This is a genomic window from Pseudomonas sp. BIGb0164, assembly GCF_024810135.1.
Taxonomy (GTDB): Bacteria; Pseudomonadota; Gammaproteobacteria; order Pseudomonadales; family Pseudomonadaceae; genus Aquipseudomonas.
The window spans coordinates 458299-477250 of the sequence record NZ_JANUEA010000001.1 but is presented as its reverse complement, the minus strand read 5'-3'; the positions used below and the strand labels follow the sequence as shown (position 1 = coordinate 477250).

Genomic DNA, 18952 nt, shown 5'->3' with positions numbered 1-18952 from the left:
GAATAGGACGATGATAGATGGCCCGGGCTGATTAAGCTCGCCTGAGTTAACCCAACGACGAATAGTCCAGGCTTTGCGCTACCCGAATAAAGGCCAGCGCTGCCGGGGAGGATTGCCGTCGGTCCAGCACCGCCAACCCGATACTGCGTGGAACAGCCGGTATCAGGGGGCGTTGCACGTAACGCGGGTCCGGGGTGAGCGGCAGCGACGCTTGCGCCACCACCGTCACCGCCTCTCCACGGCTGACCACATCCAGCGTGCTGAGCAACTGCGCGCAGCGGTAGCGCACATTCGGCGTGAGGCGGGCAGTGTTGAACAAGCGCGACACCAACTCCGAGGAACCGGCCTCGGTCAGAATGAACGGATCGGCGCACAAGTCCTTCAAGGCCAGGGCAGGGCGCTTGGCCAAGGTGTGGTTGGCCGGTAGCAGGGCGACCATTTCGTCCGTGAACACGGGGAACGTGTCGTAGCGCTCCTGTTCCAGCACCACAAAACCAATGTCGATCCGCCGCTCATCCAGCCACTGTACAACCTGCCGGTCGGGGCCTTCATCGATGTGCACCTCGATGCCCGGATACGCCTGATGAAACCGCGTGAGGATGCGTGGCAACAAACGAATGGAAGACGTTGGGCCGAACGAGCCGATGCGCAGCGTGCCGCGCTTGAGGCCCCGGGCATCGGCGGCTTCCTGCTGCAACGTGTCCGCGAGGCCAAGCATGGCCCGCGCGCGCAGCAGCAACTGCGTGCCGATATCCGTGAGTTGGACCTGGGATTGGTGGCGCCGGAACAGGTCCACACCCAGCTCCTGCTCCAGCCCCTTGATGGCATGGGACACCGCCGACTGGCTGATACCCAGGCGTTGGGCTGCACTGGTGAAGCCTTGCAGCTCAGCCACGAGGGAAAAGATTTCAAGCTGGGTCAGGGTCATGAGCAAACACTCATTTTACGATGAGCTGAGATTACCAGAACAATGCGCCAATCCCTTCCTCATCGAGCACTGTGTTCATGCGTGATTCTTCCGACCACGTTACCTATCTAAAGCTGGCCGCCGTCACCATGGTCTGGGGCGGCACCTTTGTGGCGGGACGCTTCCTGGCGGGTACGATTGACCCGCTGCTGGCCTCCAGCCTGCGTTTTCTCATGGCCAGCGTGGCACTGCTGCTGTTCATGGCCTGCGCACGCGTTCCTCTCGTGCGCCCCAGCGCCGGGCAACTTCTGCGCTTGGCGCTGCTTGGGTTCTTCGGCATCTTTTTCTACAACCTGTGTTTTTTCTATGGACTGCAGTTCATCAACGCCTCCCGGGCATCGCTGATCGTCGCGTTGAACCCGGCGGTGATTGGCCTGGCCTCCTGGCTTGTGTTCAAGGAGCGGATGGGGGCGAATAAGGTTGCAGGTATCGCCCTGTGCCTGGGTGGGGCCGCAACGGTCATTGTCAGCCGAAACCCACAGTTGCTGCAGGGCACAGCCCTGGCCTGGCGCGGGGATCTGCTGATTTTCGGTTGTGTGGCGGGGTGGGGCGTCTACTCGTTGTGTTCCCGGGAGCTCAACAAGGCTTTAGGCCCGTTGCAAACCGTCACCTGGTCGGTGTTGCTGGGAACCCTGATGCTGACGCTCGCCAGCCTGATCATGGGCCGGTTCACGTTTGCAGCGTTCCATGCGATCCATGCGCCTCAACTGCTGAGCCTGCTTTATTTGGGTGTGTTGGGGTCCGCCGTGGCCTATATCGGCTACTACGACGGCATCCGACGTATCGGCGCAACGCGTTCCGGTGTGTTTATTGCGCTCAATCCACTGACGGCCGTCATCTGCGGGGCGCTGTTGCTGGGTGAGCAATTGACCCTGGCCATGTCAGTGGGGGGAGGGGTGATCCTGCTGGGTATCTTCCTGTGCAACAAACCCCTTGCACGGGCCAGGGCAATGGGGATTTGATAAGAGTACGGACAAACACTGTTACGCTGTGTAGAATCGATTTACGCATACAAGAATATGGACTTGCGCTCACGCAAGCCTAGGCCGTCAGAGACTGATGACACCATGAAGCGACTCGGCTCCCCCCTCATCTTTGGTGACTTCCTCGCCCGCAGCGTGCGAGGCCTTTCCTGTGCGCCACCCTGCAACCTCATCCTTGCTCGCAAATAACACTGTTTATTACAAGAATGATGAGGTGCCACCATGGCAGACCAATACGAAAACCCAATGGGCCTGATGGGCTTTGAATTCATCGAGTTCGCCTCGCCGACCCCGGGCACCCTGGAGCCGATCTTCGAGATCATGGGCTTCACCAAAGTCGCGACCCACCGCTCCAAGAACGTGCACCTGTACCGCCAGGGCGAGATCAACCTGATCCTCAACAACGAACCCGACAGCCTCGCCTCCTACTTCGCGGCGGAACACGGCCCGTCGGTGTGCGGCATGGCATTCCGCGTCAAGGACTCGCAAAAGGCCTACAACCGCGCGCTTGAACTGGGTGCCCAGCCCATTCATATCGAAACCGGCCCGATGGAACTCAACCTGCCGGCGATCAAAGGCATTGGCGGTGCGCCACTGTACCTGATCGACCGTTTTGGCGAAGGCAGCTCGATCTACGACATCGACTTCGTATACCTCGAAGGCGTGGAGCGCAATCCGGTCGGCGCAGGCCTTAAAGTCATCGACCACCTGACTCACAACGTCTATCGCGGGCGCATGGTCTACTGGGCCAACTTCTACGAGAAGCTGTTCAACTTCCGTGAAGCGCGCTACTTCGACATCAAAGGCGAATACACCGGCCTGACCTCCAAGGCCATGAGCGCCCCGGACGGCATGATCCGCATCCCGCTGAACGAAGAGTCGTCCAAGGGCGCCGGCCAGATCGAAGAGTTCCTGATGCAGTTCAACGGTGAGGGTATCCAGCACGTGGCATTCCTCACCGAAGACCTGGTCAAGACCTGGGACGCACTGAAGAAGATTGGTATGCGCTTCATGACCGCGCCACCGGACACCTACTACGAAATGCTCGAGGGCCGCCTGCCGAACCACGGCGAGCCGGTTGACCAACTGCAAGCCCGCGGCATCTTGCTGGACGGTTCGTCCATCGAAGGTGACAAACGCCTGCTGCTGCAGATCTTCTCGGAAACCCTGATGGGCCCGGTGTTCTTCGAGTTCATCCAGCGTAAAGGCGACGATGGCTTCGGCGAGGGCAACTTCAAGGCGTTGTTCGAGTCCATCGAGCGTGACCAGGTGCGTCGTGGCGTGTTGACCACCGATTAAGTCGGTTTTCGTTTCAAATCAGCCCGGTCGAGCCCCGCTCGACCGGGCTTTTTTATGCCTGCTTTGAACGTCAGAAACCTCTTAAAACATTTGTCGCCTTCGACGTTGGAACGCCCTTGTGACGGCCGGCCACCCAGTACTACGACGCAAATAACAGTGTCCTGCGTTGTTTCAGATTACTCCGTCACCTATTAGGGAAAGCATTAGCATGAAAAAATACACGCTGGCTGCAACACTATTGGCCGTTTCCGGTTTCTGCGTGGGTTCGGTGTTCGCAGCCGATGGCACCATCTCGATCACCGGCGCGATCACCGGGACCACGTGCACCATCAGTGGCGGTACAGGCGCGGCGCCAGGGTCGGGGGCTAACTTTCCGGTAGTCCTTCCAACTGTCCAGTCCTCCGCCCTCGCCGGGAATGGCGCCACCGCCGGCAGCAAGGCCTACGCTATCTACGTCGGCGGCAATGCTACTTGCCCGGATGGCACTAAGGTCGCGGTCTTGTATGAGGCCACCAGCCCAGCGATCAACCCGGCCACCGGCAACCTGAAAAACATGGCCAGCGCTACACCGGCGTCGAATGTTGAAGTTCAAATCGTCGACGCGGCGATCAATAAACCGATCGACTTGCGCGCCAGCCAGAACTCCACACCGGCCACCGTCACTGGCGGCATTGCGACCCTGCCGTTCCATGCACGCTACATCGCCACAGGTGGCGCTGCCGGCAAAGGCCTGGTCAGCACCAACGTGCAGTACAGCGTGACGTTCCCCTGATCCTTCCGCGTTGATATCACAGCCATTCGTTGTTTGAAGCCTGTGCCCCGTCATGTCTGGGCGCAGGCAGCTATCGGATCAAGGAACGCGTCATGCTTCATCCATCAAGCACGTTGAAACGCTACATGATGCTTGCAGCCGTTTACGTGGCTGCTATGTCCGCGTCACCGCTGGTCGTGGCTGGCGTGATCATTGAGGGGACGCGCCAGATCTACCCGCAACAGCGCCGTGAAATCACCGTTCGGTTGACCAACGACGATAAGAAAAAACCTCGCCTGGTACAGGCGTGGCTGGATGATGGTTCGCCAGACCAGCGACCTGAGTCCAGCGACGTGCCTTTCACCCTATCGCCTCCGGTTTTTCGCCTGGACTCAGGCAAAAGCCAGGCCATGCGTTTGTCCTACACCCAGCAACCGCTTGCGCAGGATCGGGAGTCGTTGTTCTGGCTGAATGTGCTGGAGGTCCCGCCGAAGACCGATGAGTTCGATGTCGCCCGCGAGGACAGTGACCTCAACCAGTTGTATTTCGCATTTCGTATTCGCACAAAGGTTTTTTTCCGCCCGGCAGGATTGGCTGGCAAGCCCGAAGAAGCACCCAGTCAGTTGCGTTGGGCTGTTGTACAGAGTGCTCGAGGGCCGATGTTGACGGTACACAACCCATCTGCCTATCACGTCACGTTTAACGACGTTGCGCTGGTGATGGGCACCGACAAGGGCGCCCGCAGCGTTGCAGCCGAACCCGGCATGGTCGCGCCTGGCGCGTCGCTGACATTGCCCGTGCGCCAGGCGGTGGCGGTGGTGCCTGCCGATGCCCAGGTGGCGTTTACCTACATCAACGATTTCGGTGCTTTTTCGCCCCTGCAGCAGGCTGCTTTGCGGCGTTGACCCCTCCCATCCGAGCTTACTGAAGTCATGACCATGCCAAATCACGTCCAGCTTTGGGTGCGTGTCAACGCCCCCGTTTTGCCCGCAAGGTTTCGAAAAACGATAGTGGGTGGGTTGCTCAGCGCTGCGCTGATGCCGCCCGATATCGCCTGTGCATCGCCCTTGAGCTTTGACCTCAATGCGTTTTCTTCCAGCCTGGCCAATACCGTCGACACGTCACGTTTCAGTACCAGCAATGCCATGGTGCCAGGCACTTATCGCCTGGATATCCTGGTCAATGGTCAACCGATAGGGCGGCGCAGCGTCAATTTTGTAGCTGGCAATGACAGTGCAGGTGCAGAGCCGTGCTTCAGTCGCGAGATGCTGGAGCAACTTGGTATCGCGATGGACAAAGTCGACGCCGATTCCGGTTACAGAGACGCTGCGCAGCCGTACTGTGGAGATTTGGGCCGTTGGATTCCAATGGCCTCCAGCAGCGTTGACGGCGGCACGCTGGAGTGGTCGGCGAGCGTCCCGCAGGTCTACATGAACAAGGCTACGCGAGGTTATGTCGACCCCGCGTTCTGGGATGACGGGATCACCGCCGGGTTGCTTAACTACAACTTCAGCACCTCCAGCATCGTGTCGGGCGAAGGGCAGGACCGGACCTACCTGGGACTCAACGCGGGGCTCAACCTCGGCGCGTGGCGCCTGCGACATCAAGGGGCCCAGGCCTGGGACAATGGCAACGGCTTGCAGCCGTACCAGAATACGTCCACCTACGTGCAACGCAGCATTGCGCCATTGAAGTCCCAATTGACCGTGGGTGACACGTTCAGCAATGGGCAGATTCTGGATGGCGTTCGGGTGCGAGGCGTCACCCTGGCGACTGACGATCGCATGCTGCCGCAGTCCCAACAAGGTTATGCCCCGCAGGTGCGGGGTGTGGCAGACAGCAATGCAACGGTGACGGTGAGCCAGAACGGTTACACCGTGTACGAAACGACGGTGGCGCCGGGTCCCTTTGTGATCAGCGACTTGTATGCCACCGGCCAGGGCGGTGACCTGACGGTCGCCGTGACCGAAGTTGACGGGCGTCGCAAGACGTTTGTCGTACCGTATTCGGTGGCACCCCAGCTGTTGCGGGCTGATGGCACCCATTACAGCGCCACCCTGGGACGGGTACAGCAAAGGGGTATTGCCGATGACAAGGCAATGGTCTTCCAGGGAACACTGCAACACGGCCTTACGGACAGCCTGACAGCCTACGGCGGCGGCACCGTTTCCGAAGGCTACACGCAAGCCAAGCTGGGCCTCGCATTCAGCACCCCGGTCGGGGCATTTTCCCTGGATGGCAGCAACTCAAGCACGAATGTGCCCGGTGGCGATTTGCTCTCGGGGCACAGTTACGGTGTGGGCTACAACAAAAGCGTGCCGTTCACTGGCACCCACTTCGCGCTCGGCGCATACCGATTCTCCTCGCAAGACTACTTGAGCCTGCCCGACGCGCTGAACGTTCGTGACCTGGGGCGGCGGGGCGAAGACATCAATCAATATGCCCGGCAGAAAAACCGCGTGGACTTGAGTATCAGCCAGAAATTGGGAGACGGTTCGCTGACCCTCTACGGCAGTTCAGTCGAATACTGGAGGCAACAGCAAGGGCGTCAGACGTCGTTTACAGTCAGTTATGGCTCATCCTGGAATACCCTCAATTGGAACGTCTCTGCGCAACGCTCGCGCATTCAGGACACGCGCCAGCTCAGCGCCAATGAACTCAGTGACGAAGTGTTTTTCGGCAGGAATGGGCAGCAGGGAAGGGTGGACACGCGCTACATGCTGACGCTATCCATGCCTATAGGCGGTTCAGCCAATGCTCCGACCATTTACACCTCGCTTGCGCGGGATGCGGGTGACACGCGGGGCAGCCAGCAGCAGGTCGGTATCAGCGGTTTGGCAGGGGAACATTCCCAACTCAATTACGGGCTCTCGGCCAGCCGCTCGACCAGCGATGACACGCGTAGCCATCAGGTCAATACCTACGCCGGCTACCGCACCGACGCCACGCAATTGCGTGCCGGTTACGGCCAGAGCCGGGACAGTTCACAGGTTTCGTTCGGCGCCGACGGCGGGATAGTGGCTCACGCGGGCGGTGTCACGTTCTCTCAAAGCCTGGGCGAGTCGTCTGCATTGGTCCATGTCCCGGACGCAGAGGGTGCTGCACTGGGCGATGGCAGCGGTACGCGAGTCAACCGCAGCGGCTATGCCGTCGTGCCGTCACTCAGGGCCTTTCAAAACAACACCGTCAGCATTGACCCGGAAGGGATGTCGATGGACGTCGAACTGCAGGAGTCGACGCGCACCGTGGCGCCGACGCTGGGTGCGGTGTCACTGCTGACGTTCGAGACGGTCAGCGGGCGTGCGGTAGTCATCAAAGGCACGCAGGAAAACGGCCAGCCGTTGCCTTTCGCGGCGCAGGTGTTTGATCAGCAAGGGCGTGAAGTCGGCGTCGTCGGGCAGGCGGGCAAGGCATTTGTCCGGTCGATCCCGGACCGCGGCAGCCTGACCGTCAAATGGGGCGACAAGGCTGCAGATCGCTGCGAGATCAGCTATGACATGCCGCCGCAGACCGCAGCCGAGCCCCAGAGCATGAGTGAATACATCCAAGGGCTATGTGTAAAAAATCCGGCACGACAGGTAGCAACTCAATGATGAGAGGGCAAACGTTGATGAATCGCGCGCAGGAGTACCTGGCAATGATGAGTAAGGCGCTCATACACGGCTTAGTACGCGTTGGCGTCCTGTTAAGCCTGTGGGTTTCGGCAGCGCAAGCGAATACGGTGGCTGGATACTGCCATCCACAAGCAGCCCTGACCATTACAGTTCCGCCTATCACGGCACCTGCCAATCCGCAGGTTGGCCAGGTGCTAGGTTCGCAAGACGGTTACGGTTTTGGGAATGGGTCAGTCGTGATGCAATGTATCTATCAGGATTGGCCGTTCTCCTGGCCAGTTTCAGGCGTGTTGAGAATCGTCAACGCCAACCCCACGGGCAGGACGTTCAATGCTGGAGGCCTTACATTGCCGGTCTACAGCACTGACGTCGCTGGCGTGGGGGTTGCCATGATGGCCCGTGACCCGAACCGGCCGTGGATGTCAATCAGTCATACCGGGGCAACGCTGTGGGACGGAAAATTCAACAGGCCACAGTATTGGGGATTGGATGGGCGTATTTACTTGGTGGTAACCGGCCCGATGTCTCCCGGCAACATCACCGCACGTACGCTGGCGCAATACGTGGTGACAAACATGACGGTTACAGCGCCGGGCTTTCATTCGGTCAACCTTGCCAGTGTCGTTATCAACCCGCCGCTCAAACCGACGTGCGTTGTCACGACGCCGGCAATCAGCTTACCAATAGGCCAGGTGGCAAGCCGTGATTTCAGAGGGGTGGGTAGCCACGCCGGCAATGCGACCTCCAGTCTCAGGCTGTCGTGCTCCGGCGGTTCAGGGGGGATGCGAGACATCTATGTGACCGTAAGGGACCAGACATCACCGGCAAATCGCGGCAACCAGTTGTCACTGACCCCTACGTCCAGTGCACGCGGCGTGGCGATTCAATTGTTGAGCGGCAATAGATTGATCAGCTACGGCCCGGACTCTTCGGCAGTGGGCAACCCAAATCAATGGTTTGTGGGCAGCTCCGGTAATGGCACGGTGCAGATTCCGTTGACGGCCCGATACGTCCAGACGGCGCCGTCAATTGCTCCGGGCAATGCCAAAGGCCTTGCGACGTTTACGATGAGCTACCGATGACTGCCAGCGCGCGCAAGGCGCTCATGGTGTGGGCGTGGCTACTGATGGTGTTGCAGCCTTCAATGAGTTACGGCGAAGTGACGGTGGACCGTACCCGCGTCATTTATCCCGCTGCCGCGCGCGAAGTGACGGTCAACCTGACCAACACGGCGCAGGCGCCGCGATTGGTGAAAGTGTGGATAGACGAGGGCGACGCCGAGGCGTCACCCGAGGCCAGCGACGTTCCATTCACGCTTAATCCGCCCGTGTTTCGCATGGAAGCGGGAAGTGGGCGGGCGTTACGGGTTGTCTATCATCCTTCACCTCGGGCATTGAGGCGCGAGGAACAGGTTTACTGGTTGAACGTGCTGGGGATAAGGCCAGAGGTTTCATCCACGGAGCAGGTGAACACCCTGCAATTTGCTTTGCGCACCCGCATCAAACTCTTCCTTCGCCCAACCACCCTTACAGGAAAAGCCAGTGAGGCCGTGGGCTCGTTGCAGTGGCAACTGAACGCACAGGAGAGGGTGCTCGCAGTCAACAACCCGACGGATTACCACATAACGTTAGCGAGCATCCTGTTAACGAGCGGGGGGAAGGATTTTCATAGCGAGGACCCGCCGATGATCGCCCCTCGGAGCGCGGCCGAGGTGGCCGTGCCCGGGCTGCCGGGCGGCGTGGGCAGGGCACCTTTGCTAAGCTTCACGACGCTGGATGATAACGGCGCCACTCAACACCACGAGGCGCCCTTATCGATAGCCGAATAACCTTTCCTCAGGCTTTGCGCTGGCGCACCAGGTGCTTGAACCCTTCGTACACCAGCACCATCACCGCCAGCCAGATCGGAATGTAGGTGAGCCACTCGCCGCCTTTGATCCCTTCACCCAGGATCAACGCGACACCCAGCAACAGCACGGGCTCAACGTAGCTCAACAGGCCAAAAAGGCTGAATGCCAGCAGCCGGCTGGCAATGATATAGCTCACCAGGGCCGAAGCACTGATCAGCCCTAACATGGGAATCAACGCGTACAGTTTCGGGTGGGCATCCATCACCGCAAAGCCCTGATCGCCACTCTGCACGAACCACCAAGCCACCGGCAGCATCAGCGCCATGTCCAGCCAGAGCCCGCCCAAGTGGTCGGTCTTGAGGTGTTTGCGCACGATGAAGTAAACCGGGTAGCCGATGATCACCACCAGCGTCGCCCAGGAAAAACCACCGGCCTGGTACAGCTCGTTGAGTACGCCGAGGGCCGCAAGCACCACGGCGATCTGCTGCAGGTACGAAAGCCTTTCGCCCCACACCAGGCGGCCCGTGAGCACCATGGTCAACGGCAACAGGAAGTATCCCACCGACACATCGAGGCTACGCCCGTTCAGGGGCGCCCACATGAACAGCCACAACTGCACGCCCAGCAAAGCCGAAGACACCAGCACGCCACCTATCAACACAGGTCGCTGGGCCAGCATCCGCAGCAACTCCCACACTCGCCTCCATTCGCCGCTGACGATCATGAACACCGTCATGCACGGCACGGTCAGCAGCATGCGCCAGCCGAAGATTTCCAGGCCACTCAAGGGCGTGAGCAATGATGTGAAGTAATACATCACGGCAAACAACACCGAGGCCAAGACCGATAACACAACACCTTTAGACACACTGTCCTCGCGAAAAACGATTGATTCAGAAGAACGTGGATTATGGTGCTTTTGGCGGGACAGCGTTGCGCTGTTTTGGGGCGGTTTCCAAAATTTTCCCCGCCCGTACTGATCTGTAGTGAGCGGGCTTGCCCCGCGCGGCGGTGTGTCAGGCGGGTATAGGGCGGCTGACACACCGCGGCGCGGGGCGAGCCCGCTCACTACAACGAGGTATCAGCGTGGCAGGCGGCCGCTGACAAAGTGGCTGACATCGTTGAACCCGGGCGTAGACGAATGCCCCGGCGTGACCAGCGAATCGATAAACGCTTCATCTTCCGCCGTGATCTTAACGTCCAAGGCGCCGGTGTAGGCGTCCCACTGCGCTTCGGTACGCGGCCCCACAATCGCCGAGCTCACCGCCTGATTGTTCAGCACCCATGCGATCGCGAACTCCACAATGCCCACGCCACGACCTTGCGTGTACTGCTGGATCTGCTGGGCGATGCGCAATGACTCCACGCGCCATTCGGTTTCCAGGATGCGCTTGTCCTGGCGCGCCGCACGGCTGCCGGCTTCAGGTGTGACATCCGGCGCGTACTTGCCGCTGAGCACGCCACGGGCCAACGGGCTGTAAGGCACCACGCCCAGGCCGTACGCGGCCGCGGCGGTGATCTGTTCGACCTCGGCCTGGCGGTTGACGATGTTGTACAGCGGCTGGCTGATGATCGGCCGATCCACTCCCAGGCGCTCGGCCACCCGCACCACCTCGGCAATGCGCCAGCCACGGTAGTTGGACAGGCCCCAATAACGGATCTTGCCCTGGCGAATCAGGTCGCCAATCGCCGATACCGTGACTTCCAGCGGCGTGTCATGGTCTTCACGATGCAGGTAGTAAATATCCAGGTAATCGGTGTCCAGACGCGTGAGGCTGGCTTCCAGTGCATTGAAAATGCGCTTGCGGCTCAGGCCGCTGCGGTTGGGCAAACCGTCGGTGGGGCCGATGGCGACTTTGGATGCCAGCACCCAGTCTTCACGATGGCGGGCAATGGCCTCGCCGACGATTTCTTCGGAACGCCCACCGGTGTAGACGTCGGCCGTGTCGATGAAATTGATGCCCTGGTCCCAGGCCTTGTCGATGATGCGCAGCGAGTCTTCGGTGCTGGTTTGTTCGCCAAACATCATGGTGCCCAGGGTCAGCGCGCTGACCTTCAACCCCGACTGGCCCAATGTGCGGTAAATCATGGAAAGCTCCTCATGGCAGGGAAACGTACCCCATGCAATACCAGACTCGAGGGCTCTGGAACAAGCCCCGGAACGGTTTCTTCATTCATCGAGCAAGGCGTGGCAGCGCACCTGCAAGAACTGGTGCAACACCTTGACCCGCTCCGACACTTGCAGGCGATGCGGGCACATCAGGTTGAACGGCGTGGGCTCGCCTTGCCATTCCTGTAGCAACGGCACCAGGCGTCCGGCCTTGATATCGCGGGCCACATCCAGGTTGGCCTTGTAGGCAATCCCGTGGCCGGCCAGCGCCCAGCGCCGCACGATTTCACCGTCGTCGCTCAAGTAGTCGCCACTCACCTCGACTTCCTGCAACTGTGTGCCCTGGCGGAAATACCAGGTGTTGTTGGCCTGGCCCCGGCGCATGTAGCGCAGGGTGCTGTGGTGCGCCAGGTCGGCTGGCGTAAGCGGTGTGCCATGCCGCGCAAGGTAGTCAGGGCTGGCGCAAGGAATGCGATGGTGGCCGGGCACCACCGGCAGCGCCACCAGGCTGGAGTCGCGTGGCACGCCAAAGCGCAGGGCAATGTCCACGGTGTCGCGGAACAGGTCGGCATTGCTGTCGTTAAGCAGCAATTGCAGGCGAATATTCGGGTGTTCGCGCTTGAACTCATCAAGCCAGCCCAGCAGCACGTTACGCCCGAAGTCCGAAGGCGCGGCCAGCTGCAACAAGCCGCTGAGGCTCTGGCCCTGTTGCTTGAGCGCCTGTTCGCCTTCGGCCAGCGCTTCCAGGGCCACGCGCACGCTGTCGAGGTAGCGCCGGCCTTCTTCGGTGAGGCGCATGCTGCGTGTGGAGCGGGCGAGCAAACGGGTACCCAGGCGGGTTTCCAGGCGCTTGAGGGCGATACTTGCGGCTGCGGGCGTCAGGTTGAGGCTACGCGCTGCGGCCGACAGGCTGCCCGTGTCCGCCGTGCGCACAAACACTTCAAGGTCCAGGGTTGAGCTCATTTGTAAAAATCCTTTAAAGATCTTGTCGTTTTACCGGGATTTTTCGCCGATTGCCAAGCGAGGAAGATGAACGCTCATTTTCTTGATCAGGACATTTCCCATGACAGCTTCCCTCAACGGCAAAACCGTCATCGTCATCGGTGGCAGCAGCGGCATTGGTGCAGCGGTGGCCAAGGCCGCGTCAGCGCGGGGTGCGCAGGTGGTATTGGCCGGGCGGCGGTTGACCTCCGGTGTCGACAACGGGGTGCGCAGTGAACCGGTCGACGTCACTGACAGCGCCTCCCTGCAACGCCTGTTCGAGGCGGTGGGGCGCTTTGATCACCTGGTCTATACCTCCGGCCCTTCGGTACGCGCCAAGCCCTTGAGCGAAACCGACCTGGATGAAGCCCAGGAGAATTTCAACGTGAAACTCTGGGGTTCGCTGCGGGCGATTCAGTTGGCCCTGCCATTTCTCGATGCCCACGGCAGCATCAGCCTGACCTCCGGCCAGTTGGGGCGTAAGTTTGCGCCCGGTCAATTCATCAAGACTGGCATCAATGCGGCAACCGAGGCGCTGGGCAAACAACTGGCCAAGGAGCTGGCGCCGCGTCGCGTCAACGTGATCAGCCCGGGCGTGATTGATACACCGGCGTATGCGGGGTTGGCTGAAGATCAGCGTCAGGCGATGTACGCCAAGGCGGGTGGGGCGTTGCCGGTGGGGCGTGTGGGGCAGGCCGAGGAAGTGGCGGCAGGGTATGTGCTGGCCATGGAGAATGGCTTCATGACCGGTGCCGTGATCGATGTCGACGGCGGCGGCCTGCTGTAAACACTGCGATCTGTTTTGTAGGAGCCCGGCTTGCCGGCGATGGCGATATCACTGGCGCCATCGCCGGCAAGCCGGGCTCCTACAAGGGGTGCGTCAGGCCTTCAGGGTGCGGGTCAAGCGCAGCGCCAATACGCTGCCGGCCACGATCACCGCCGCCAGCAGGTACAACGCCACATCCGTGGACCCGGTCGCATCCTTCACAAACCCCACAATGTAGGGGCTGAGGAAACCGGCCATCTGGCCCATGGAGTTGATCAACGCCAAGCCACCGGCCGCTGCGCCGGCACTGAGCATTGCCGTTGGCACCGGCCAGAACATCGGCAGCCCGGTGAGGGCGCCCATGGTGGCGATGGTCAGCCCCAGGATCGCAATCGCCGGGGTGGTGGCGAAATTCACGGCGATCACCAGGCCAATCGCGCCCATCAGCATCGGCACCACCAGGTGCCAGCGACGCTCCTTGCGCAAGTCCGCCGAACGGCCCACCAGCAGCATGAACACCGCCGCCAGCAAGTAAGGAATCGCGCTGAGCCAGCCAATCACCAGGTTATCGCTGAACCCCAGGTTCTTGATGATTGACGGCAGCCAGAAGTTGATCGCGTACACGCCGCTCTGGATGCAGAAGTAGATCAAACCAAACGCCCAGATCGCCGGGTTCTTGAACACTTCGCCCAGGGAATCGCTGGTGGTTTTAGGCTTGTTGGCCAGGTCGGTTGCCTGGTCGGCCTCCAGCACCGCGCGCTCGTGGGGCGTGAGCCACTTGGCATTGGCGAAGCTGTCGCTGAGCAGGAAGTAGGCGAGGGCGCCCAGGATCACGGTCGGGATGCCCTGCAACAGGAACATCCACTGCCAGCCCGCCAGGCCACCTTGGCCCGCGGCGAAGTGGTTGAGGATCCAGCCGGAAAACGGGCTGCCGAGCAGGCCCGACACCGGGATCGCCGACATGAACAGCGCCATGATCCGCCCACGGCGGAAGGTCGGGAACCACTGCGAGAGGTACAGCACCACGCCCGGGAAGAAGCCGGCTTCGGCGGCCCCGGTAAACAGGCGCAAGGTGTAGAAGTGCGTTGGCGTGGTGACGAACAACAGGCAGGTGGACAGCGTGCCCCACACGATCATCATCAGTGCGATCCAGCGCCGTGGACCGAATTTGGTCAGCGCCAGGTTGCTCGGCACGCCGCACAGCACGTAGCCGATGAAGAAGATCCCGGCACCCAGGCCGTATACGGTTTCGCTGAACTTCAACGCATCGAGCATCTGCAGCTTGGCAAATCCAACGTTCACCCGGTCGAGGTAGTTGAACAGGTAGCAGATGAAGATGAAGGGGATCAGGCGCAGGGTAATGCGCTTGTAGATGGCGTTTTTATCGTCATCGGTGGCCAGTGTGGCAGTGGCGCTCTGTGACATGGCAATCTCTCTTTATTATGATTTTTCGCGATGCGAGGGTAACGTTGATCGCCCAATGAGTCTCGGCCACCTGGCAGGGTGCTGTCTTTGTGCTCGCGCACAGTGAAGCATGTTTTGCGCTGTGCCTATGAACAACCCGCTTTCTAGGAAATTAGCCCCATGTTCGAGCTGGATCATGACCTGGCGCAGGATATTGTCGACCGCACCATGGCCATCCTGCCCTACAACGTCAACGTCATGGACAGTCAGGGGCTGATTCTCGGCAGCGGCGAGCCCGAACGCATCAACACCCGCCACGAAGGCGCACAACTGGTGCTGGCCAACGGCCGCGTGGTGGAAATCGACGGCCAGACCGCCAAGCACCTCAAAGGCGTGCAACCGGGCATCAACCTGCCGCTGCTGCATGACGGGCGCCTGATCGGCGTGCTGGGCATCACCGGCGAGCCGGAAGGGCTGCGCACCTACGCCGAGCTGGTGCGCATGACCGCCGAAATGCTGGTGAGTCACCGCCATCAGCAGGCCGAGCAACAATGGCGGCGCCAGCGTTGCGATGACCTGCTGGCGTTGCTGCTGGCCGAAACCGGCGACTCGCCGCGCCTGGTGGATGAAGCGCAACAACTGGGCCTCAAGCCACAATTGGCGCGCACCCCTTATTTATTCGAGCTGGGCGCGGGCCAGTCGGCGGAAGCCCTGAGCGCCTGGCTGACCTCACGGTATCCGGACAGCTGGTGCGTCAGCTCTGCGCAATTTTCCCTGCTGTGGTGCCGGCCCGCAGCTGTGCAGGTGGACAACCCACGGCTATTGGAAAAGCTCGAAGGGCTGGGCTGGAATGTCCTCCGCGTAGCTGTGGGTGGCCAGGCCGACGGGCTGGCAGGTTTGCGTCGTTGCTATCGCCGCGTCGGTGACTTGCTTGCCTATGGTCGTGATGTGTTGCCACATTCACGCCTGCTGACGCTCAACCGTTTTCGCTTGCCGGTGATGCTCTGGCGCCATCGCAACGACGATGCGCTGGATGAATTGCTCAACCCATTGCGCAAAGTGCTGGCCAAGGACAGCAACGGCCAACTGCTCGCCACGCTGCGCAGTTGGTGCGAGCACGACGGCCAGAGCCAGGCCTGCGCAGACGCCTTGGGCATCCACCGCAACAGCCTGCGTTACCGCATGGAGCGCATTGCCGAACTCAGTGGCGTCGACCCGCTGACCCTGGACGGCATGCTCGCCCTGTACCTCGGCGTGCAACTGCTGCCCCAGGCTTTGTAGAAATGAACAACAAAGCTGATCGGCACTTGTGCATCGGACCGGCGTCATTCCTCCAGGCAACTGGCAGCATGGGCGTTATAAAAACCGGAGAAAGCCCATGAAAATCATCATCGCCCCCGACTCGTTCAAGGACAGCCTGAGTGCCGAAGGCGTCGCCCAGGCCATTGCCGAAGGGTTGACCGAGGTCTGGCCGGAGGCAGAACTGGTCCAGTGCCCTATGGCGGATGGTGGTGAAGGCACGGTGGATTCAGTACTGGCCGCGTGCAACGGCGAACTGCGCACTCAACGTGTCACCGGCCCCTTGGGCGGTTCGGTTGAGGCACGCTGGGGTTGGTTGGTCGAGAGCCGCACGGCAATCATCGAAATGGCTGAAGCCAGCGGCCTGCAATTGGTCCTTCCGGGGCAACGCGATGCGTGTTCCAGCACCACCTTCGGCACCGGCGAACTGATCCGCGCGGCCCTCGACCTGGGCGCCGAGCGCATCATCCTGGCGATTGGCGGCAGCGCCACCAACGATGGTGGGGCAGGGGCCATGCAAGCACTTGGCGTGCAATTGTTCGACAACGAGGACCAACCTTTGCCACCCGGCGGGCTGGCCTTGGCTCGCCTGGCGCGTATCAGCCTTGACGCGCTCGACCCACGCCTGGCCCAAGTACGTTTTGAAATCGCCGCCGACGTGAACAACCCTTTGTGCGGCCCGCATGGCGCTTCCGCTATTTTCGGGCCACAAAAAGGCGCCACTCCCGATCAAGTCCAACAACTGGACGCCGCCCTCGGCCACTTCGCCGACCACTGCGTCAAGGTCCTGCCCAAGGACGTGCGTGACGAGCCCGGCAGCGGCGCGGCCGGTGGGCTTGGTTTTGCTGCCAAAGCGTTCCTGGCGGCGCAGTTCCGTGCAGGTGTAGAGGTGGTTGCTGAATTGGTCGGCCTGGACGCCGCTGTACGCGGCGCCGACCTGGTGATCACCGGCGAAGGCCGCTTCGACGCCCAGACCCTGCGCGGCAAAACCCCATTTGGCGTGGCGAGAATCGCCCGGCAGCACAACGTGCCCGTGATCGTGATCGCCGGCACCCTGGGCGACGGTTACGAGCAGATGTATGCCCATGGCGTGGATGCCGCATTTGCCTTGCCATCCGGCCCGATGAGCCTGGAGCAGGCGTGCAGCGAAGCACCACGGCTGTTGCGTGAACGCGCGGAGGATATCGCGCGGGTGTGGCGTGTGGCGGCGCAGCGTTTATAAATACCGCCCCGTACAGCGCCATTTTTTAATTTGAAGCAAAGCAAATCGACAGACGTGCAGGCTTACGACCGTATGCTAGGTAATCACCTGTGTAGCGGTTGACACATGTGTTGGGATTAGAAAAAGAAACGCCGTGCTGATAGGCCCCCTTAAGCAAGACCATGTGGGTATTCGGTACGCTCTGCGACGCCTTTAAAGCCCCCGGTGCAGGTGTTTGGTCGTCAAATTCTGCTTGAATCATCAAGATACTGCTGGCTTGTCCAAGCGCCTTAAGTGGCACGCCCGACAACGGTTTGCCGCTCCACGCCGCGCAATGTCTTGCGTAGAAGTAACTACCTCCCACTGGATACTGGGTTGCGTACAGGTTTTCCATTTCCGTCCAGAACTTTTCATCGGCCGTTGCCGAGTCGTTGCATAAGATGGTGCTGCGCACAGACGCGGCGGGGTCCAACTTCAGGGGGCCGACAGCGATGTCGTTCCAGAGAACAGGTTCTCGGATAACCGTGACTAAGCGTGTAAATGCACTGAGAGCGGAATGATTAACCTCAGTGTCCGGGCTGAACCGATAGGTTTGTGCTTTGTTCAGCAATTCGGTGTCATTGAGGGTAGGCGACTCGCGCAGCCATGTGCTGAGCACTCTTGCGGCCATCAGGAATTCGATAGAACTGTAGCGTTCGGTGTCAGAGCGCAGCGCTACTTGAACCTGCGGTAGCAGGTTTATAAAAGAATGCCGTATGGCCTTTGGGTCATTACCCATTTCATAGACCAGAGGGTTTTCGGCCGCGGGTTCTGCAACGAAACGGGCGAAGATACGTTCTTTTTCAGGTGCCAGGTTCAAGGAGGCGTTTTGAAACGTTGAGGTCCAATCAAGATTGGAATCAAGCACCATACGACCCACAGTCTTTGGAAACAGGCCTGCGTACCAGGCGCCCAGCCACGTGCCATAAGAATTGCCGAAATAGTTGAGTGTTCTTTCATTCAATTGAATACGGACGAACTCCATATCCCGCGCAGTCTGGTCGGTGGTGATGTAAGGGGCCAAGGGTTGGTTCGCACACCCTTGGGCCAACACTTCAGTATTATGCCGCAGGGCTTCAAGATTGGCGGGGCTGCGGTCCTGGGTGATGTCATTTTGCGCGACAATCACGTCATTGGATTGGCATATCAATTGTGAGTCAGGCGAACTGCCCATTCCCCGCGGCGTGATGCCAATCAAGTCATAGGCATTGATCAGATGGCGATAGGACTCGCCTTCTGGCTCATCAGCGTACCCCTTCCATATTGATGCCAGTACCACGGCGAAGCCGCTGCTGTCAGCACCTGGCCCGCCAGGATTGGTAAATATTGCGCCTTCATGCCGCTGCGGATGAAGGCTTGTAACGCGAGTGATATCTAGTTTAAGAGTGCCTTGAGTCGGGTTTGTATGATCCAGCGGCACGGTGACTACGCCACACTGTGTTCTGGCGACGACTTCGGGATCCAAGCCACTGAACGGGCGCCCCTCGCAGTTCGGCAACCACTTGATCTCTGGTTCCTGCTCTTGCTCAGTCGCACAGGCCCCTATCGCTAACAATCCTGCGACACAAATACTGCTTGCCAATGTCCGTTGCTTCATCACGTTACGATCCTTACTGCGAATCAAGAGAATTCCGGATGCTGCACGCTGGGCTTCAGTCTGTGCGTAGGACAAGCTTGTTCTTGTTGACT

16 protein-coding genes are annotated in these 18952 nt (G+C 60.3%); 10 read left to right on the top strand and 6 right to left on the bottom strand.

The window, feature by feature from the left end:
• Positions 1–46 precede the first annotated feature (46 nt).
• Positions 47–928: a LysR family transcriptional regulator gene (locus tag M2394_RS01925; RefSeq protein WP_178920781.1), complete on the bottom strand. Its 882-nt coding sequence runs from the start codon at positions 926–928 to the stop codon at positions 47–49.
• Positions 929–1005: 77 nt separating this feature from the next.
• Here M2394_RS01925 and M2394_RS01920 point away from each other — a divergent pair, with 77 nt between their 5' ends.
• The 7 genes from M2394_RS01920 to M2394_RS01890 all read left to right on the top strand — a co-directional run bounded on the left by M2394_RS01920 (position 1006) and on the right by M2394_RS01890 (position 9442).
• Positions 1006–1929, top strand: coding sequence for a DMT family transporter (locus M2394_RS01920; protein ID WP_178920783.1), 924 nt, complete (start codon positions 1006–1008; stop codon positions 1927–1929).
• A gap of 243 nt (positions 1930–2172) precedes the next feature.
• Positions 2173–3249 (top strand): 4-hydroxyphenylpyruvate dioxygenase, encoded by a 1077-nt coding sequence (gene hppD / locus M2394_RS01915; protein ID WP_178920785.1) that lies wholly within the window; start codon positions 2173–2175, stop codon positions 3247–3249.
• A gap of 208 nt (positions 3250–3457) precedes the next feature.
• Positions 3458–4021 carry a fimbrial protein gene (locus M2394_RS01910; RefSeq protein WP_259171434.1) on the top strand — a complete coding sequence of 188 codons (564 nt, stop codon included), beginning with the start codon at positions 3458–3460 and terminating at the stop codon, positions 4019–4021.
• A gap of 92 nt (positions 4022–4113) precedes the next feature.
• On the top strand, positions 4114–4905 hold the full coding sequence (locus tag M2394_RS01905; RefSeq protein ID WP_259171433.1) for a molecular chaperone: 792 nt from the start codon (positions 4114–4116) through the stop codon (positions 4903–4905).
• 132 nt (positions 4906–5037) lie between these two features.
• Complete coding sequence (locus M2394_RS01900) at positions 5038–7593, top strand: fimbria/pilus outer membrane usher protein (RefSeq protein ID WP_259171432.1); 2556 nt, start codon at positions 5038–5040, stop codon at positions 7591–7593.
• A gap of 17 nt (positions 7594–7610) precedes the next feature.
• On the top strand, positions 7611–8696 hold the full coding sequence (locus tag M2394_RS01895) for a fimbrial protein (RefSeq protein WP_259171431.1): 1086 nt from the start codon (positions 7611–7613) through the stop codon (positions 8694–8696).
• The gene (locus M2394_RS01890) at positions 8693–9442 is read left to right on the top strand and encodes a molecular chaperone (RefSeq protein WP_259171430.1); all 750 of its coding nucleotides are present in this window, start codon (positions 8693–8695) and stop codon (positions 9440–9442) included. The genes M2394_RS01895 and M2394_RS01890 overlap by 4 nt, the downstream gene beginning before the upstream one ends.
• Positions 9443–9449: 7 nt before the next feature.
• On the opposite strand, the gene rarD is transcribed toward M2394_RS01890, so the two are convergent.
• From rarD to M2394_RS01875, 3 genes are all read right to left on the bottom strand, one after another.
• Positions 9450–10331 carry an EamA family transporter RarD gene (gene rarD / locus M2394_RS01885; protein WP_178920797.1) on the bottom strand — a complete coding sequence of 294 codons (882 nt, stop codon included), beginning with the start codon at positions 10329–10331 and terminating at the stop codon, positions 9450–9452.
• Between the two features lie 213 nt (positions 10332–10544).
• The gene (locus M2394_RS01880; RefSeq protein ID WP_259171429.1) at positions 10545–11552 is read right to left on the bottom strand and encodes an aldo/keto reductase; all 1008 of its coding nucleotides are present in this window, start codon (positions 11550–11552) and stop codon (positions 10545–10547) included.
• An 81-nt stretch (positions 11553–11633) separates the two neighbouring features.
• Positions 11634–12536: a LysR family transcriptional regulator gene (locus M2394_RS01875; protein WP_259171428.1), complete on the bottom strand. Its 903-nt coding sequence runs from the start codon at positions 12534–12536 to the stop codon at positions 11634–11636.
• Between the two features lie 100 nt (positions 12537–12636).
• On the opposite strand from M2394_RS01875, the gene M2394_RS01870 reads away from it, so the two are divergent.
• Positions 12637–13341 carry an SDR family oxidoreductase gene (locus M2394_RS01870; RefSeq protein ID WP_176996046.1) on the top strand — a complete coding sequence of 235 codons (705 nt, stop codon included), beginning with the start codon at positions 12637–12639 and terminating at the stop codon, positions 13339–13341.
• 93 nt (positions 13342–13434) lie between these two features.
• Here M2394_RS01870 and M2394_RS01865 read toward each other — a convergent pair whose 3' ends face one another.
• Positions 13435–14745 (bottom strand): MFS transporter, encoded by a 1311-nt coding sequence (locus M2394_RS01865; protein ID WP_259171427.1) that lies wholly within the window; start codon positions 14743–14745, stop codon positions 13435–13437.
• Positions 14746–14904: 159 nt separating this feature from the next.
• Here M2394_RS01865 and M2394_RS01860 point away from each other — a divergent pair, with 159 nt between their 5' ends.
• Positions 14905–16005 (top strand): sugar diacid recognition domain-containing protein, encoded by a 1101-nt coding sequence (locus M2394_RS01860; RefSeq protein ID WP_259171426.1) that lies wholly within the window; start codon positions 14905–14907, stop codon positions 16003–16005.
• 97 nt (positions 16006–16102) lie between these two features.
• Positions 16103–17245, top strand: coding sequence for a glycerate kinase (locus M2394_RS01855; protein ID WP_259171425.1), 1143 nt, complete (start codon positions 16103–16105; stop codon positions 17243–17245).
• Positions 17246–17270: 25 nt separating this feature from the next.
• Here the strand turns inward: M2394_RS01855 and M2394_RS01850 are convergent, their stop codons facing one another.
• Positions 17271–18935, bottom strand: coding sequence for an alpha/beta hydrolase (locus M2394_RS01850; RefSeq protein WP_259171424.1), 1665 nt, complete (start codon positions 18933–18935; stop codon positions 17271–17273).
• Between the last annotated feature and the right edge of the window lie 17 nt (positions 18936–18952).

Coding starts and splice junctions, on each gene's coding strand:
- M2394_RS01905 (WP_259171433.1), top strand. CDS start 4,114: ATGCTTCATCCATCAAGCACGTTGAAACGCTACATGATGCTTGCAGCC.
- M2394_RS01900 (WP_259171432.1), top strand. CDS start 5,038: ATGCCGCCCGATATCGCCTGTGCATCGCCCTTGAGCTTTGACCTCAAT.
- M2394_RS01865 (WP_259171427.1), bottom strand. CDS start 14,745: ATGTCACAGAGCGCCACTGCCACACTGGCCACCGATGACGATAAAAAC.
- M2394_RS01870 (WP_176996046.1), top strand. CDS start 12,637: ATGACAGCTTCCCTCAACGGCAAAACCGTCATCGTCATCGGTGGCAGC.
- M2394_RS01855 (WP_259171425.1), top strand. CDS start 16,103: ATGAAAATCATCATCGCCCCCGACTCGTTCAAGGACAGCCTGAGTGCC.
- M2394_RS01910 (WP_259171434.1), top strand. CDS start 3,458: ATGAAAAAATACACGCTGGCTGCAACACTATTGGCCGTTTCCGGTTTC.
- M2394_RS01880 (WP_259171429.1), bottom strand. CDS start 11,552: ATGATTTACCGCACATTGGGCCAGTCGGGGTTGAAGGTCAGCGCGCTG.
- M2394_RS01920 (WP_178920783.1), top strand. CDS start 1,006: ATGCGTGATTCTTCCGACCACGTTACCTATCTAAAGCTGGCCGCCGTC.
- M2394_RS01875 (WP_259171428.1), bottom strand. CDS start 12,536: ATGAGCTCAACCCTGGACCTTGAAGTGTTTGTGCGCACGGCGGACACG.
- M2394_RS01895 (WP_259171431.1), top strand. CDS start 7,611: ATGAATCGCGCGCAGGAGTACCTGGCAATGATGAGTAAGGCGCTCATA.
- M2394_RS01925 (WP_178920781.1), bottom strand. CDS start 928: ATGACCCTGACCCAGCTTGAAATCTTTTCCCTCGTGGCTGAGCTGCAA.
- M2394_RS01890 (WP_259171430.1), top strand. CDS start 8,693: ATGACTGCCAGCGCGCGCAAGGCGCTCATGGTGTGGGCGTGGCTACTG.
- M2394_RS01860 (WP_259171426.1), top strand. CDS start 14,905: ATGTTCGAGCTGGATCATGACCTGGCGCAGGATATTGTCGACCGCACC.
- hppD (WP_178920785.1), top strand. CDS start 2,173: ATGGCAGACCAATACGAAAACCCAATGGGCCTGATGGGCTTTGAATTC.